Source organism: Paenibacillus sp. GCM10023252, from assembly GCF_042653305.1.
GTDB lineage: Bacteria > Bacillota > Bacilli > Paenibacillales > Paenibacillaceae > Pristimantibacillus.
Window position 1 is genome coordinate 151,209 of the sequence record NZ_JBHSHW010000021.1, and the last position, 14,315, is coordinate 165,523.

At 52.1% G+C, this 14,315-nt stretch carries 15 protein-coding genes; 12 read left to right on the forward strand and 3 right to left on the reverse strand.

Annotation, left to right across the window (positions count from 1 at the left end; all coding sequences use genetic code 11):
• Positions 1-196: 196 nt before the first annotated feature.
• The 5 genes from metG (at position 197) to ACFO9Q_RS11610 (ending at position 6,313) form a co-directional block, all read left to right on the forward strand.
• The gene (gene metG, locus ACFO9Q_RS11590) at positions 197-2,221 is read left to right on the forward strand and encodes a methionine--tRNA ligase (protein ID WP_379182018.1); all 2,025 of its coding nucleotides are present in this window, start codon (positions 197-199) and stop codon (positions 2,219-2,221) included.
• 522 nt (positions 2,222-2,743) lie between these two features.
• Positions 2,744-3,793: a metal ABC transporter solute-binding protein, Zn/Mn family gene (locus ACFO9Q_RS11595; RefSeq protein ID WP_379182020.1), complete on the forward strand. Its 1,050-nt coding sequence runs from the start codon at positions 2,744-2,746 to the stop codon at positions 3,791-3,793.
• Between the two features lie 29 nt (positions 3,794-3,822).
• Complete coding sequence (locus ACFO9Q_RS11600) at positions 3,823-4,671, forward strand: metal ABC transporter ATP-binding protein (RefSeq protein ID WP_379182022.1); 849 nt, start codon at positions 3,823-3,825, stop codon at positions 4,669-4,671.
• Positions 4,659-5,465, forward strand: a complete 807-nt coding sequence (locus ACFO9Q_RS11605) for a metal ABC transporter permease (RefSeq protein ID WP_379182024.1) — start codon at positions 4,659-4,661, stop codon at positions 5,463-5,465. Before ACFO9Q_RS11600 ends, ACFO9Q_RS11605 begins: the two co-directional genes overlap by 13 nt.
• Before the next feature lie 134 nt (positions 5,466-5,599).
• Positions 5,600-6,313, forward strand: a complete 714-nt coding sequence (locus ACFO9Q_RS11610; RefSeq protein WP_379182026.1) for a cytochrome c biogenesis CcdA family protein — start codon at positions 5,600-5,602, stop codon at positions 6,311-6,313.
• Positions 6,314-6,317: 4 nt separating this feature from the next.
• Here the strand turns inward: ACFO9Q_RS11610 and splB are convergent, their stop codons facing one another.
• Positions 6,318-7,391, reverse strand: a complete 1,074-nt coding sequence (gene splB / locus ACFO9Q_RS11615) for a spore photoproduct lyase (RefSeq protein ID WP_379182028.1) — start codon at positions 7,389-7,391, stop codon at positions 6,318-6,320.
• Between the two features lie 231 nt (positions 7,392-7,622).
• On the opposite strand from splB, the gene mntR reads away from it, so the two are divergent.
• Both mntR and ACFO9Q_RS11625 read left to right on the forward strand, forming a co-directional pair.
• Positions 7,623-8,045: a transcriptional regulator MntR gene (gene mntR, locus ACFO9Q_RS11620; RefSeq protein WP_379182030.1), complete on the forward strand. Its 423-nt coding sequence runs from the start codon at positions 7,623-7,625 to the stop codon at positions 8,043-8,045.
• A gap of 124 nt (positions 8,046-8,169) precedes the next feature.
• Positions 8,170-8,448 carry a HesB/YadR/YfhF family protein gene (locus tag ACFO9Q_RS11625; RefSeq protein ID WP_379182032.1) on the forward strand — a complete coding sequence of 93 codons (279 nt, stop codon included), beginning with the start codon at positions 8,170-8,172 and terminating at the stop codon, positions 8,446-8,448.
• Positions 8,449-8,535: 87 nt separating this feature from the next.
• Here the strand turns inward: ACFO9Q_RS11625 and ACFO9Q_RS11630 are convergent, their stop codons facing one another.
• Both ACFO9Q_RS11630 and ACFO9Q_RS11635 read right to left on the reverse strand, forming a co-directional pair.
• Positions 8,536-8,835 carry a hypothetical protein gene (locus tag ACFO9Q_RS11630; protein ID WP_379182034.1) on the reverse strand — a complete coding sequence of 100 codons (300 nt, stop codon included), beginning with the start codon at positions 8,833-8,835 and terminating at the stop codon, positions 8,536-8,538.
• Between the two features lie 46 nt (positions 8,836-8,881).
• Positions 8,882-9,859, reverse strand: coding sequence for a DUF1385 domain-containing protein (locus tag ACFO9Q_RS11635; RefSeq protein ID WP_379182036.1), 978 nt, complete (start codon positions 9,857-9,859; stop codon positions 8,882-8,884).
• 206 nt (positions 9,860-10,065) lie between these two features.
• On the opposite strand from ACFO9Q_RS11635, the gene ACFO9Q_RS11640 reads away from it, so the two are divergent.
• The 5 genes from ACFO9Q_RS11640 (at position 10,066) to ACFO9Q_RS11660 (ending at position 14,264) form a co-directional block, all read left to right on the forward strand.
• Positions 10,066-10,602, forward strand: a complete 537-nt coding sequence (locus ACFO9Q_RS11640) for a YqhR family membrane protein (protein ID WP_379182038.1) — start codon at positions 10,066-10,068, stop codon at positions 10,600-10,602.
• A gap of 93 nt (positions 10,603-10,695) precedes the next feature.
• Positions 10,696-11,145, forward strand: a complete 450-nt coding sequence (gene aroQ / locus ACFO9Q_RS11645) for a type II 3-dehydroquinate dehydratase (RefSeq protein ID WP_379182040.1) — start codon at positions 10,696-10,698, stop codon at positions 11,143-11,145.
• A gap of 27 nt (positions 11,146-11,172) precedes the next feature.
• Positions 11,173-12,246, forward strand: a complete 1,074-nt coding sequence (locus ACFO9Q_RS11650; protein ID WP_379182042.1) for a M24 family metallopeptidase — start codon at positions 11,173-11,175, stop codon at positions 12,244-12,246.
• Positions 12,247-12,315: 69 nt separating this feature from the next.
• Positions 12,316-12,873 (forward strand): elongation factor P, encoded by a 558-nt coding sequence (gene efp / locus ACFO9Q_RS11655; RefSeq protein ID WP_379182044.1) that lies wholly within the window; start codon positions 12,316-12,318, stop codon positions 12,871-12,873.
• Between the two features lie 137 nt (positions 12,874-13,010).
• The gene (locus tag ACFO9Q_RS11660; RefSeq protein WP_379182046.1) at positions 13,011-14,264 is read left to right on the forward strand and encodes an aspartate kinase; all 1,254 of its coding nucleotides are present in this window, start codon (positions 13,011-13,013) and stop codon (positions 14,262-14,264) included.
• Positions 14,265-14,315 lie beyond the last annotated feature (51 nt).

A 14,315-nucleotide genomic window follows, 5' to 3' on the forward strand; every position in this document is an offset into this window, starting at 1 on the left:
CATGCTGGCAAGCAAGGGGAGGCGCGTATTCGGCGATAATGAATGGGCTGTAGACATACAGCACAATGAAGCTTCTGCTCTAGACTGGCAGAGGGAATTTGGGTGGTACCGCGTGAGCTGATAACTCTCGTCCCATGTGGACGGGATTTTTTTGTGCATTTTTTATGCTTTACATTGATTAGGAGGCGTGAAGGACATGACGAACAAGCAACCATCCTTTTACATTACAACCCCGATCTACTACCCTAGTGACAAGCTGCACATAGGTCACGCCTATACGACGGTAGCAGGCGACGCGATGGCCAGATACAAGCGCTTGCGCGGCTATAACGTATGGTATCTAACGGGAACAGATGAGCATGGGCAGAAGATTGAGCGCAAGGCGAAGGAGAAGGATCAGACTCCTCAGCAATTCGTAGATGATATTGTTGTAGGCATCAAGGAGCTGTGGGCGAAGCTCGAGATCTCCAATGATGACTTCATTCGTACGACGGAAGTGCGGCATAAGCAGGTGGTGGAGAACATATTCGATCAGCTGCTGAAGCAGGATGACATCTACAAGGGAACTTACGAGGGCTGGTACTGTACGCCTTGTGAATCCTTCTTCCTGGAGCGTCAGCTGGTGAATGGGAATTGTCCCGATTGCGGACGGCCGGTAGAGCTGGTGAAGGAAGAGAGCTACTTCTTCCGGATGAGCAAGTATGCAGACAGACTCTTGAAGTATTACGAAGATCATTCGGACTTCATTCAGCCGGAATCACGGAAGAATGAGATGATTAACAACTTCATCAAGCCGGGTCTTGAAGACCTTGCCGTGTCACGGACGACCTTCGATTGGGGCGTGAAGGTGCCGGGAGATCCGAAGCATGTCATCTATGTCTGGATCGATGCCTTGTCCAATTACATTACCGCGCTTGGCTATGGAACCGAAGAGGATGCTAAGTACCGCGACTTCTGGCCGGCAGATGTGCATCTCGTAGGCAAGGAGATTGTTCGATTCCATACGATCTACTGGCCAATCATGCTGATGGCGCTTGATCTGCCGCTGCCGAAGAAGGTGTTCGCCCATGGCTGGCTGCTCATGAAGGACGGCAAGATGTCCAAGTCCAAGGGCAACGTCGTTGATCCAGTCATGCTGATCGACCGTTACGGCCTCGATGCCCTTCGCTATTATCTGCTGCGTGAAGTGCCATTCGGTGCGGACGGCACCTTCACTCCGGAGAACTTCGTGGAGAGAATCAACTTCGATCTAGCCAATGACCTAGGCAATCTGCTGAACCGGACCGTAGCGATGATTGACAAGTACTTCGAGGGAGCGGTGCCTGCCTATGCTGGCGTAGTTACCTCCTTCGATGAGTCGCTTGAGACGTTAGCTGCTGCTACCGTTACCGCCGTTGAAGAGGCTATGGAGACGATGCAGTTCTCCGTAGCGCTGACTGCCATCTGGCAATTCGTCTCACGTACGAATAAGTACATTGATGAGACTCAGCCGTGGACGCTAGCCAAGGATGAAGTGAAGCTCGGAGAGCTGGCATCGGTGATGGCTCACTTGGCGGAAGCGCTGCGGATCGTCTCTATCCTGCTGCAGCCGTTCTTGACACACGCGCCAAGAGGGATGTGGGAGCAGCTAGGTATCGCTCAGGGTGAGCATACCGCATGGGATAGCATGAAGACCTTCGGCCAGCTTCCTGCGGGTACGAGAGTTGTGAAGGGAGCACCGCTGTTCCCTAGGCTGGAGACAGCGGAAGAAGCGGCATTCATCGCAGCGGCGATGGGTGGCGGCAGCGTGCAAGGGGAGCAGGCTGGGCAATCTGCAGGAGAATCTACAGGACAATCTGCCCCAGTCTCCGTCTCTTCGTCTGATGCAGCTGGCGCACTTGCAGATGTGGAGAGCAAGGAAGAGATTGGCATCGATGACTTCATGAAGGTAGAGCTGCGTGTAGCACAAGTCATTGCGGCTGAGCCTGTGAAGAAGGCTGACAAGCTGCTGAAGCTGCAGCTTGATCTGGGCTATGAGCAGCGCCAAGTTGTCTCTGGCATCGCGAAGTTCTACACGCCGGAGCAGATGATTGGGCGCAAGGTGATCTGCGTGACGAACCTGAAGCCAGTTAAGCTGCGCGGGGAGCTGTCCCAAGGCATGATACTTGCCGCATCACATGGGGAGCAGTTGGCGCTCGCTACAGTACCGGACGACATGCCGAATGGTGCGATTGTGAAGTAGTACAATCAGTGCTGTGCCATTATTTATGGGTGGCACAGATAGATAAGGAGAGGGCTAGGCCATGATATGGCTTGCCCTCTTCATTTTGGTTAATTCGACGTGCTTCTTCTCGTCGCGTCGATTGGAGACGATCGCACAGTTAAGCGTGGAGCGCGATAAGGTGCAATAATGCACCACATTGACGAACTTCGTGGAGCGTGGAGCGCGATAAGGTGCAATAATGCACCACATTGACGAACTTCGTGGAGCGTGGAGCGCCATAAGGTGCAATAATGCACCACATTGACGAACTTCGTGGAGCGTGGAGCGCGATAAGGTGCAATAATGCACCACATTGACGAACTTCGTGGAGTATGGAGCGTCATAAGGTGCAATTATGCACCACAGGTGGTGCAGCCAGAGATACCTGCCTGAGTGCCTATCATTGACACTCTGCGCTCGAGCCCGTATAATTCTATTCGTAATAGTAATAGTAACGATTACGAATTTTATTGCGAATGCAGATAGGAGATTATACTAGCGATGAACAAGATTACTAGAACACCTTGGAGATACTTGGCAACGGCGGCAGCGAGCGTGCTGATTCTCTCCATCATAACCGGATGCGGCAGCAGTTCTAGCAGCTCCTCATTAGTAGAAGGCAAGACGAATGTAGTGACTAGCTTCTATCCTCTCTATTATATGGCAGAGCAGATTGGGGGCGAGCATGTTCATGCTGTTAATCTTGTGCCTGCAGGGGTGGAGCCGCATGATTGGACGCCGAAGAGCAAGGATCTGAGCACGGCATCCAAGGCTCAGCTGTTCCTCTATAACGGAGCAGGGCTGGAAGGCTGGGTTAGTGACTTCCTCGAAGGACTTCCGAAGGACTCCAAGCTGGTGACAGCTGAGATGAGCGAAGGCATTGAACTAATCGAGGGTGACGAAGAACACGCTGACGAAGAGCATGCCAAGGAAGAGCATGCGAGCGAAGAACACGCGAACGAAGAGCATGCCAAGGATGACCATGCGAGCGAAGAACATGCAGAGGAAGAAGGGCATGATCACGAGCATGGAGTGGATCCGCATACCTGGGTTAGTCCGAAGTCGGCGCTGAAGATGGCAGAGAATGTGAAGAACTCACTCATTCAAGTAGACAGCGCGCACCAAGCGGACTACGAGGCGAACTACAAGCAGCTGGAGAGCAAGCTTGCTGCTCTGGATCATCAATTTGAATCGCAGCTATCCACGACAACTCGGAAGGATATCGTCGTGTCCCACCAAGCTTTCGGATACTTAACCCGTGATTATGGGCTTAATCAGATTCCGATTATGGGACTTGCTGCTGACGCAGAGCCGCGGGCGCAGGACCTGCTCGATATTACGAAGTTCGTCAAGGAGAACGGTGTGCAGTATATTTTCTTCGAAGAGCTGGTATCTGATGAATTAGCGAAGACGCTTGCGAACGAGGCCAATGTCGATACGCTCGTACTGAACCCTGTCGAAGGGCTTACTCCCCAGCAGGAGAAGGAAGGCAAGAATTATATCTCACTCATGGAAGCCAATTTGCAAAATCTGCTGAAGGCATTACAATAAGAGAGACAAGAAGTAAATGAGGTGCAGCAATGCCATTAGTAACGAACGAGCAGGCAGCTCCCGTAAGGGATCTATCCTGCCATCAAGAAATTATAGCCATGGAGGATATCTGCTTCTCCTATCAGCATCAGTCCGTCATCTCTCAGCTGCAGTTCTCCGTGAAGGAGAGAGACTTCGTCGGTCTAATCGGCTCGAATGGAGCTGGGAAGACGACGCTGCTGCGCATGATTGTCGGTCTGTTGAAGCCGGACAGCGGGAATATTCGATTGTTCGGGGAGCCGGTCTCCCAGTTCCGTCAATGGGATCTAATCGGATATGTTCCGCAGAAGAACTCCTTCAATCCCTTGTTCCCTGCTACTGTGCGGGAGGTCGTACTGTCCGGTCTGTTCAATCGACGGAGGCTGTTCCGCCGCATTAGCAGAGAGGATTATACGAAGTGCGAGGATGCGCTGCATGCAATGGGCATTGAAGACTTGAGCTCGAAGATGATTGGCCAGCTGTCTGGCGGACAGCAGCAGAGGGTGTTCCTTGCCAGAGCACTCATTAATAATCCTAAGCTGCTTATTCTTGACGAGCCGACTGTCGGCATTGATACGGAGACACAAGAGAGCTTTTTCCATATGATCAAGCATATGCATAAGCATCATAACATAACGTTCCTCATGGTCTCGCATGACATGGACATGATACGCTCCTATCTGGGACAGGAGCCGCTTGCACAGAGCAACAAGCTGAAGTTCTATGTGAAGCATTCCCATGATCTGGAGAATTGCGTGGAGACGAATCTTACCCATGGGCTGAAGGGGCTGCGCAAGGAGTTAGAATCTGTACCTGATGGGGAGAAGACAAGAGAGGTTGTTGGGGTTTGGAGATCGTAACGAGTGAATTTTTTCAACGGGCCATGCTTGGGGGAGTTCTCATTGGCATAACAGCGCCATTAATGGGCATCTTCCTCGTGCTGCGGCGGCTTGCGATGATTGGAGACACCTTGTCTCACGTATCCATAGCCGGTGTAGCGCTTGGCTTCTTAATCGGTGTCTATCCAGTTGCGGTCGGACTGGTCTTCGCCATCGCCGCATCCTTCGCAATAGAGAAGCTCCGCAAGGCATACAAGACGTATGCAGAGCTGTCTATTGCTATTATTATGTCAGGAGGCGTCGCGCTCGCTTCCATTCTGTTCACGATGGGCAAGGGCTTCTCCTCGAATGTGAGCAGCTATCTGTTCGGCAGCATCTTGACGCTGAACAACCGAGACCTAATCGTCATTGGAGCGGTAACCGTAATTGTACTTATTGCCATCTGGTCGCAGGTGAAGGAATTGTTCCTGATCTCCTTCGACGAGGATGCAGCTGCGGTCAGCGGATTGCCTGTCCGGTATTATAATATGATGATCTCGATCTTAACGGCGCTTGTCATCTCGGCATCCATTAAGATCGTTGGAGCGCTGCTCGTATCCGCTCTGCTGACCATTCCAGCAGCTTGCAGCCTTGTCGTCGCGCGCAGCTTCCGGCAATCCATCATCACTGTAGTCGTCGTAGCCGAGATTGCCATGATAGGCGGCCTGCTTATCGCAGGGGTGTGGAATCTTGCGCCAGGCGGTACCGTTGTGCTGCTGCTCATCGTCATCCTGCTGCTCTTGCTGCTAGTTCGGCGCGGCTTCAAGACAGCCTAGAGACACGTGAAGAGCTCTTGCTGCCCGCCGCACCGGCCCCCTGCACCAGCCAGACGCATGCAAGCAATGCCTAATCGCCAATAACGTCTGAGTCAGACGCCAAGGATACGTTCAGTTATAGAAGGGGAACTTCCATGTCTAATGTGAATATCGGGTTAGCTTTTGCCGCAGGCTTAGCATCGTTCATCTCGCCTTGCTGCCTGCCGCTCTATCCCTCGTACTTATCTTACATAACCGGAATATCGGTCAGCGATCTGAAGGAGAACAACCGGACGAAGGATGTACGCAACCGAACAATGTCGCATACGTTGTTCTTCATCCTCGGCTTCTCCCTCGTCTATTATTCGCTAGGCTACAGCACGAATGTGTTCGCTGAGTTCTTCAGTGAATACCAGCAGATCATCAGACAGCTCTCAGCTATCTTGATCGTGCTCATGGGATTGTTCCTGCTCGGCGTATTCCAGCCGCAATTGCTCATGCGAGAGCGCAAGCTGTCTGTAGGAACGAAGAGAACCGGCTACCTGGGCTCCTTCATCTTCGGCATTGGCTTCTCCGCCGGTTGGTCACCTTGTGTGGGCCCGATTCTCACTGCAATCCTCGCACTAGCTGCATCCGAGCCGGGCACCTGGTTCGGTCTGACGACGGCATACGCGCTCGGCTTCGCTATACCGTTCTTCGTACTAGCCTTCTTCCTCGGGTCCGCCCGGTGGATACTGAAGTATTCGAACGTGCTGATGAAGACTGGCGGGGCAATTATGATCCTAATGGGAATTCTGCTATTCACTGATCAGATGACCCAGATTACCGCTTGGCTTAATCTCATTACGCCAGAGTGGCTGAAGTTCTAACCCTCTAAGTGAAGTAATCAATCGTCGCCTGTGGAAAATGTTCAAAGATGCGCTCCGAGATGAACAATCGGAGCGCATCTGCTTGTTCAGTGGGGTAGACATACTTGCCTTGACCCCACCGGCCCCACTTGTACTTGCGCTTCTCGATATCCATCTCCAGCTTCGTGCGCGGGTAGCGCTTCTCAATCGTGGACTTCGCCGTCTTCGTGAAGCGATGCTGAATGAGCTCGAAGGTGAGATCCTTCGTCGCGTCCTTGGGAAGCGCAGCAGCCAGTGATTCAATCAGCTCCGCATAGCCTTCCTCCCACCCATCATGCCAGATAATAGGGGCGATGATGAAGCCCATCGGATAACCAGCCTTGGCTACCTTGGCTGCCGCTTCAATACGCTCTTCGAAGCGAGAGGTGGCGGGCTCGAAGTTCTTAATGACATACTTGTCATTGACGCTGAAGCGAATGCGAGTATGGCCGTTATGCTTCAAGTCCAACAGGGAATCCACATGGTGGAACTTCGTAACGAACCGAAGGCGTCCATATTCCTGCTCAGCCATGAATTCAATGAGCTCGCGAAGGCTTCCCGTAATGGGCTCCAGCCCGACAGGGTCCGAGGTGCAGGCTGCTTCGAAGCGGGTAATCTCAGGCTTGCGCTCCTCGATGTACCCTAGAGCAGCATTCGTAATGTCGTCTATGTTGACATAGACGCGAATATAAGGCTTAGCGCCAAGCGTCGTCTGCAGATAACAATAATGGCAGTGGGCCATACAGCCGGTTGCAATCGGAATCGCATACTCTGCAGACGGCTTAGAGGTGTCGAACTTCAATGTCTTGCGGAGTCCGACGACGAGTGTCCGCTTCGCAATCTTGTATTGCTCCAGCTCCGTATCGCCGGGAAGATTCGTAATCCGGTTATGCGAGGTCGTCATGCGATAGGGAATGCCTTCGCTCTTGACCCAGTCGAAGATGCGCTTGCCCTTCGGATATTCCAGCGCATCCGGCTCGAAGTAGACGAGCTCAGGTACGAAGGAAGGACGGCTCTTCGGTGTTCTTGCCGCGGGGCGGTCGAGTGTAGTGGTTGCCATGGATGTCCTCCTATTCCTTGGTGCCAAGTTCGTTCATGCATGGTTCTGCTGACAGGTTATGAACGTACTGGATGTTCATGTGAACTCCTGCATAGTTTGTCACAGGATGACGAATGTCAGTCATGGTAAGATCAAGCGAACAAGTTGCAGTGTAAGCTTATAACAGTGTATGATACTAAGAGTAATGCCGAGGATAACGAGGTATAGAAGCAAGTTAGGGGGGTTCTTTCGGTGCCTACTCCGAGCATGGAAGACTACTTAGAACGAATCTACAAACTCATTGATGAGAAGGGCTACGCCCGTGTATCGGATATCGCAGAAGGACTCGAGGTTCATCCCTCTTCCGTAACGAAGATGATTCAGAAGCTGGACAAGGACAACTACTTAATCTATGAGAAGTACCGTGGGCTAGTGCTCACGAACAAGGGGAAGAAGATGGGGAAGCGGCTTGTTGAACGCCATCATCTATTGGAATCATTCCTCTCTACGATTGGGGTTCAAGAGGAGAACATCTACCGAGACGTTGAGGGGATTGAGCATCATCTGAGCTGGGATTCCATCACCTGTATTGAGACGTTAGTGGAATACTTCCGCAGGGAGCCGGTTCGGCTGGACGAGCTCCGCGGAATTCGAGCAGAATTGGATACGGAATAAGCGGAAGAGTCTATCGGAAGATGGACTCTTTTTCCATGGGTGTAAGCGCTTATCATTCAGTTGACAAATGCAAGCAGCTGTCAGCATAATAAGATCAAACGGATAAGAAAGAGGTGCAAGGCTAATGAAGTTATCGATAACAGCTGCGGCCGCCGAGCGATTCAGATTGGAATGGGGATTCCAAGACAATGACCAGATTCGCGTGTTTGTCCGTTACAGCGGGGGAAGCTCCGATGCCTATTCCTTTGGAATCATGAAGGATGTCCCAAGGTATGCCGCTGTCACAAGCCAAGAGCAAGGGATTATGTTTTTCATGGAGCAGAATGATATATGGTTTCTTGACGGTCATGATCTAGTCATCGACAGCGAGCAAGATGAGATTGTATTCCGCCTTCATTCTTGATATAGAATACACACAGCTTAGACGTCCACTGAGGCCAACAAAGAACCGTACACCAATTGGTGTACGGTTCTTGTGCTTACCTGCAATCTAATGATACTTCGGCAGATCGTCGTCGTCCTTGCCGCCTTCGATGACGCGGAATGGAGCTGGCTTCTTACGCGCCTGCTGGCTCTTCGCCTTCATCTTCGCCTCTGTGCGAGGGGAAGGCTTGACTACAGGTCTGCGGGACCTTGCTCCTCCCGGATTAAGCTTGTACAGAAGGAAGATCACACCGAGTACAACGACAGGAATGATGAACGTGCTTGGGTTGTTGATGACCGCGGAGACGATTCCGATACCGATTAGGACGACCATCCCGATCATAAGTGGACTCCACTTGCGCAGCATGTTATTCACCCCCTCACAAGAGAGATAAGGTTATATCCTAGATGAACTAAGAGCGAGCCATCTGCTCATCGAGCTCACGCATCCGGTTGAAGGAAGCGATGGAGACAGATACTTGCTCGTTGTTCGGCTCCTTCGTCGTAAGCAGCTGCAGCCACAGCCCGGGGTAACCCAAGTAGCGAAGCAGGGGGATATCGCGCAGGGCGTTCGTTAGCCGAAGCACTTCATACGAGATGCCGAGTGTGACGGGCAGCAGCAGCAGCCGAATGTATACGCGTTCCCAGATCGTATCCCAGCTGAAGATCGGCAGGGAGTAGACAATAACTCCGACGATAACTGTGAAGATAAGGAACGAGCTTCCACAGCGGTAATGCAGCCGGCTGAACTTCTGTACATTATCGACGGTGAGATCCACTCCGGCTTCATAGGCACTTATCACCTTATGCTCAGCCCCGTGATATTGGAACAACCGCTTGATCAGCGGCGTTAAGGAGATGAAGTACAAGTAGGCTAGTAGGAAAATAACCTTGATAAGTCCTTCAAGCAAGTTGTGAACAACCCTGTTCTCGAACATATCCTCGAACAATAAGCTCTCGACAATGGCAGGTACTGCGGTAAAGAGCACCTTGCCGAATACGAAGGATAGAACGCCGGCAACAGCAACGCCAACGATCATACTGAGACTCCAGCCCGACTTCCCTTCGTCTGTCTTCTTCGGCTCATTCGAGCTCACGCTGCCTGCTTGAGCGGCGTCCTTGTCTGCCGTCTCATCCTCCGCATAGGCTTCCATGGAGAAGTTCAGATGCTGGGAGCCCTTCGCGCTGGATTCAACAATGCCGACAACTCCGCGCAAGATTGGAATCTTCTTCAGCCGCTGCACCCATCTCTGAGGAGTGCGCGGAACTTCATAGAATACGATGTCTTCATTCTTCCTTCGAACAGCGGTTACATTGACGTGTCTGCCTGCGAACATAACACCTTCAATAACTGCTTGTCCTCCGTAGATACTTCTGGAGTCTTGCGGCAAGACCGGTCACCATCCTTACGGCCGTATCGCCCAGTAGAGGACGAACGAGTTCCTATTAGTGTGTGATAGCATAGATGAGTCTATTGTACTTGATCTCCTGCGCAATTGCGAGAGCTCAGCGTCTCGCTTCATGATTATAGGAAGCTTCTTCTTCACATACTACACCTATAGAATTCATTCACAATAGGGCATGGAGGACGATTCATATGGCAGATGAGAACAAGGAACACTCGCAGAACGGCCAAGCTAAGGGGAATAAGCAAGCCAACAAGAGCTCACACCCTACCAAGACAGGGCTGTACCTCTTGCAGCTTGGCTTCTTCGCAGGATTGATATGGGGATTCGTCAGGTGGGTATTCTTCGAGATGAAGTTCACGCTAGTGCTTCCCGGCATGCTGCTGGATCCGTTCATGAAGCAGTCGTTCCTGCGCACCGGATGGGGGCATGGGGCAGGAATCGCTGCCTTCATTGTGTTGTCCATTGTCGCAGCCTTCCTCTATAAGGTTGTTCTAGGCAAGCTTAGAGGTCCTTGGCCAGGCGCCGTATACGGGCTGCTCTGGTGGGCTTTGCTATTCCTCGGCATCGGCCCTCTGCTCGGATTCATTAAGCCCATTACCGAAGCGGGATGGAACACACTGTATACCGAAGCGTGTGTATTTACGCTATGGGGATTGTTCATCGGCTACTCCGTCGCATTCGAGTTCACTGACGAAGCGTCGCGCGAACCGATTGGAGCGAAGTAGCTACTTCTCAAGCACAGGACATTTGTGGTAGAATGTTGAGTGACTTTTGCAGGCGGAAGGTTAGAACGTTCACGTCTGCTGGGAGGTACGAGAATGAGCAAGATCCTAGTTCTTAACGGTCCCAATCTGAATATGCTCGGCATTCGAGAGCCCGGCGTGTATGGCACCTTAAGCCTCGATGCAATAGAAGCGATGCTCACAGCATCTGCTGTCCGGCTGGGTGTGGAAGTCGAGTTCTTCCAGTCCAACCATGAAGGAGCGCTCATTGATCGCATACATAGCTCATATGGCGAAGCCGACGGCATACTGATGAATCCCGGCGCCTTCACCCACTACAGCTACGCGCTGCGAGATGCGCTTAGCTCCGTCGGATTGCCGGTTGTAGAGGTTCATCTCTCCAATATTCACAAGCGTGAAGCATTCCGTCATGTATCGGTCATTGCTCCGGTCGCAATCGGTCAGATTGCCGGATTCGGCGCATACAGCTATGACTTAGGCCTGCAGGCGCTTGTACAGCATCTGCAGATGCAGATGTCCGGGTAGGTATTGAAGGAGAGAGGAGACACGATTATGTCAGCAGCACGTGTCACACAGCTTAGAGAGCAGCTTGCTAAGCAAGGAATTCCTGCTGTCCTGATCGGCAGCAGCGTCAATCGAAGGTACATTAGCGGCTTCACGGGGTCATCGGGCATGGTGCTCATTACTCCTCAGAATAACTACTTACTGACGGACTTCCGTTATATGACGCAAGCTCCTCAGCAAGCAGCAAGCTATCAAGTGGTGGAACATGCTCCCAAGGCGCTCGAGACGGTAAGAGAACTGCTCGATGCAGCAGGAGTTAAGGAGCTCGCCTTCGAGCAGGATCATGTCACCTATGCCGAATATGCAGAGTGGACGAAGAGCCTGCCGGGCATTACACTAAGGCCAGTGTCTGGTCTGATTGAGCAGCTAAGAATGATTAAGGATGAAGATGAGCTGCGTATTATGCAGGAAGCGGCCAAGCTGGCTGACGATACGTTCGCACACATCCTGGGGCTGCTGAAGCCAGGCATGCGCGAGAGCGATCTTGCTCTCGAGATGGAAGTGTACATGCGCAGCCATGGCGCGACTTCATCGTCATTCGATACGATTGTCGCATCTGGAGAACGCTCAGCGCTGCCTCACGGTGTTGCCAGTGATCGAATCGTCGGTGTCAATGAGTTCGTGAAGTTCGACTTCGGCGCTTATTACCAAGGCTATTGCTCTGATCTGACTCGCACAGTCGTTGTAGGCAAGCCATCAGACAAGCATGTGGACATCTATAACATCGTTCTGGAAGCTCAGCTTCACTGTCTGGCGAACATTCGTCCAGGCATGACAGGCAAGGAAGCCGATGCGCTCACACGTGATGTCATCACACGGTACGGCTACGGCGATCATTTTGGGCATGGCACAGGACACGGCCTCGGCATGGAGATTCACGAAGCGCCGCGCTTGTCCAAGCTTAGCGACACGATTTTAACCCCCGGCATGACGGTGACGGTTGAACCTGGTATCTATATCCCCGGCTTCGGGGGCGTACGTATTGAGGATGATATTGTTATAACGGACTCCGGTATTAAAATATTAACCGCCTACCCCAAAGAGCTCATCACGCTCGGATAAGCGGCAAGCAAACAGGCAGATGGCCGGGATGAACCCGGCCTCTCATACTCATTAGGGAGGAAACAAGCAGTGATCTCAGTAAATGACTTCAAAACAGGCGTGACCATCGAGGTAGACACCGATATCTTCACCGTACTAGACTTCCAGCACGTTAAGCCAGGCAAAGGGGCAGCCTTCGTGCGCTCCAAGCTGAAGAATCTCCGCAACGGCAACGTGGTAGAGAAAACCTTCCGTGCAGGCGAGACGATTGGCCGTGCTCATGTTGAGAACCGTGAGGTTCAATATCTATACAACTCCGGCAATGAATACACGTTCATGGACAATGAGACGTATGATCAGTTCAACCTGGAGAAGAAGCAGCTCGAGTGGGAGATCAACTTCCTCAAGGAGAACATGAACGTGAACATCGCTTCCTATCATGGCGAGATTATCGGCATCACGATGCAGAACAGTGTGGAGCTGAAGGTCGTTGAGACGGAGCCGGGCATTAAGGGCAACACGGCTACTGGCGCTACGAAGAGTGCGAAGCTTGAGACGGGCCTCAGTGTTCAAGTTCCTCTCTTCATTAATGAAGGCGACGTGCTTCTTATTGATACCCGCGAGGGCAAGTACATCTCCCGCGCATAAGCTTCCTTAAGTATGAACGCAGACTGACCGCCCTTATGGGCGGTTTTTTTTTGCAACGGTATGTATACCGGCTGAATTGGGTTGTGATATAATATGGTCTTGTATGTATATGTCAAGGCTTAAGGAGTGAGTCAGCTTTGTCGTTGATAGTTATGAAGTTCGGCGGCAGTTCCGTAGGCACACCTGAGAGGATGCAGCGGGTTGCAGGGCGTATTATTGAGAGAAAACAACAAGGTCATTCCATCGTAGTCGTCGTCTCTGCAATGGGGGATACAACGGATGAATTGATCGACCAGTCGAAGCTGCTTAACCCGAATCCGCCGGCTCGTGAGATGGATATGCTCCTAACGACAGGCGAACAGATCTCGGTAGCGTTGTTGTCGATGACCATACACCAGCTTGGTGACCGTGCAGTCTCCTTAACGGGGTGGCAGGCAGGGATTCGCACGGAAGCTGTCCATAGCAAGGCGCGTATTACTGACATTCGTCCGGAGCGAATCTTCGAGGCGCTTGAAGGCGGCAACGCCGTAATCGTGGCAGGCTTCCAAGGGATGAGCGAGGATGGCGAGATTACGACGCTCGGCCGCGGGGGATCTGACACGACGGCTGTGGCGCTGGCTGCTGCGATTAATGCAGACATGTGTGAGATCTACACGGACGTAGACGGGATCTACTCGACGGATCCTCGGGTTGTGAAGGTGGCACGCAAGCTAGACGAGATCTCGTATGATGAGATGCTTGAGCTGGCTCACTTAGGAGCGGCGGTGCTTCATCCGCGTGCTGTAGAGTATGCTAAGCATAACAACGTGAAGCTGGTTGTACGCTCTAGCTTTACTCACAATGAAGGGACTAGTGTGAAGGAGGAAGCGGTCATGGAGCAGGGAATTGTCGTACGTGGAATCGCTTTTGACAAGAATGTAGCTAGAATTAGTATTCTCGGGGTTGAAGATGTGCCAGGCGTGCTTGCTCATGTATTCGGAGCGCTCGCTGAGAACGGAATCGATGTCGATATTATCGTGCAGAGCGGCGTGCAGAATGGGAAGGCGGACTTCTCCTTCACGGTATCGTTAGATGATAGAGAGAGAGCTCTGGCGGTCATTGAAGGCATTCGCAGCAAGGTGTCCTATCTGGAGGCCACATCAGAAGCGGATCTCGTGAAGGTATCCATTGTCGGTGCAGGCATGGTCAGCAATCCGGGCGTGGCGGCGACGATGTTCGAAGCGATCTCGAAGATCGGCGTATCCATTAAGATGGTCAGCACTTCCGAGATCAAGGTGTCATGTGTCATCGCAGCAGAGCCTCTGCATGAGGTGGTTCGTGCGCTTCATACGGCTTATGGCCTCGATACTACGGAGCAAGCCTTCGTCGGCGGGCCTCAAGACCGCAGATAACTCGTTATCATTGTCTATTCTATTCATGATCTACATGTAGAGCGGCTTGCT

Bases quoted from the DNA above. Each gene is read 5' to 3' on its own strand.
- metG (WP_379182018.1), top strand. From the start codon at position 197: ATGACGAACAAGCAACCATCCTTTTACATTACAACCCCGATCTACTAC.
- ACFO9Q_RS11595 (WP_379182020.1), top strand. From the start codon at position 2,744: ATGAACAAGATTACTAGAACACCTTGGAGATACTTGGCAACGGCGGCA.
- ACFO9Q_RS11600 (WP_379182022.1), top strand. From the start codon at position 3,823: ATGCCATTAGTAACGAACGAGCAGGCAGCTCCCGTAAGGGATCTATCC.
- ACFO9Q_RS11610 (WP_379182026.1), top strand. From the start codon at position 5,600: ATGTCTAATGTGAATATCGGGTTAGCTTTTGCCGCAGGCTTAGCATCG.
- splB (WP_379182028.1), bottom strand. From the start codon at position 7,391: ATGGCAACCACTACACTCGACCGCCCCGCGGCAAGAACACCGAAGAGC.
- ACFO9Q_RS11625 (WP_379182032.1), top strand. From the start codon at position 8,170: ATGAAGTTATCGATAACAGCTGCGGCCGCCGAGCGATTCAGATTGGAA.
- ACFO9Q_RS11630 (WP_379182034.1), bottom strand. From the start codon at position 8,835: ATGCTGCGCAAGTGGAGTCCACTTATGATCGGGATGGTCGTCCTAATC.
- ACFO9Q_RS11640 (WP_379182038.1), top strand. From the start codon at position 10,066: ATGGCAGATGAGAACAAGGAACACTCGCAGAACGGCCAAGCTAAGGGG.
- aroQ (WP_379182040.1), top strand. From the start codon at position 10,696: ATGAGCAAGATCCTAGTTCTTAACGGTCCCAATCTGAATATGCTCGGC.
- ACFO9Q_RS11650 (WP_379182042.1), top strand. From the start codon at position 11,173: ATGTCAGCAGCACGTGTCACACAGCTTAGAGAGCAGCTTGCTAAGCAA.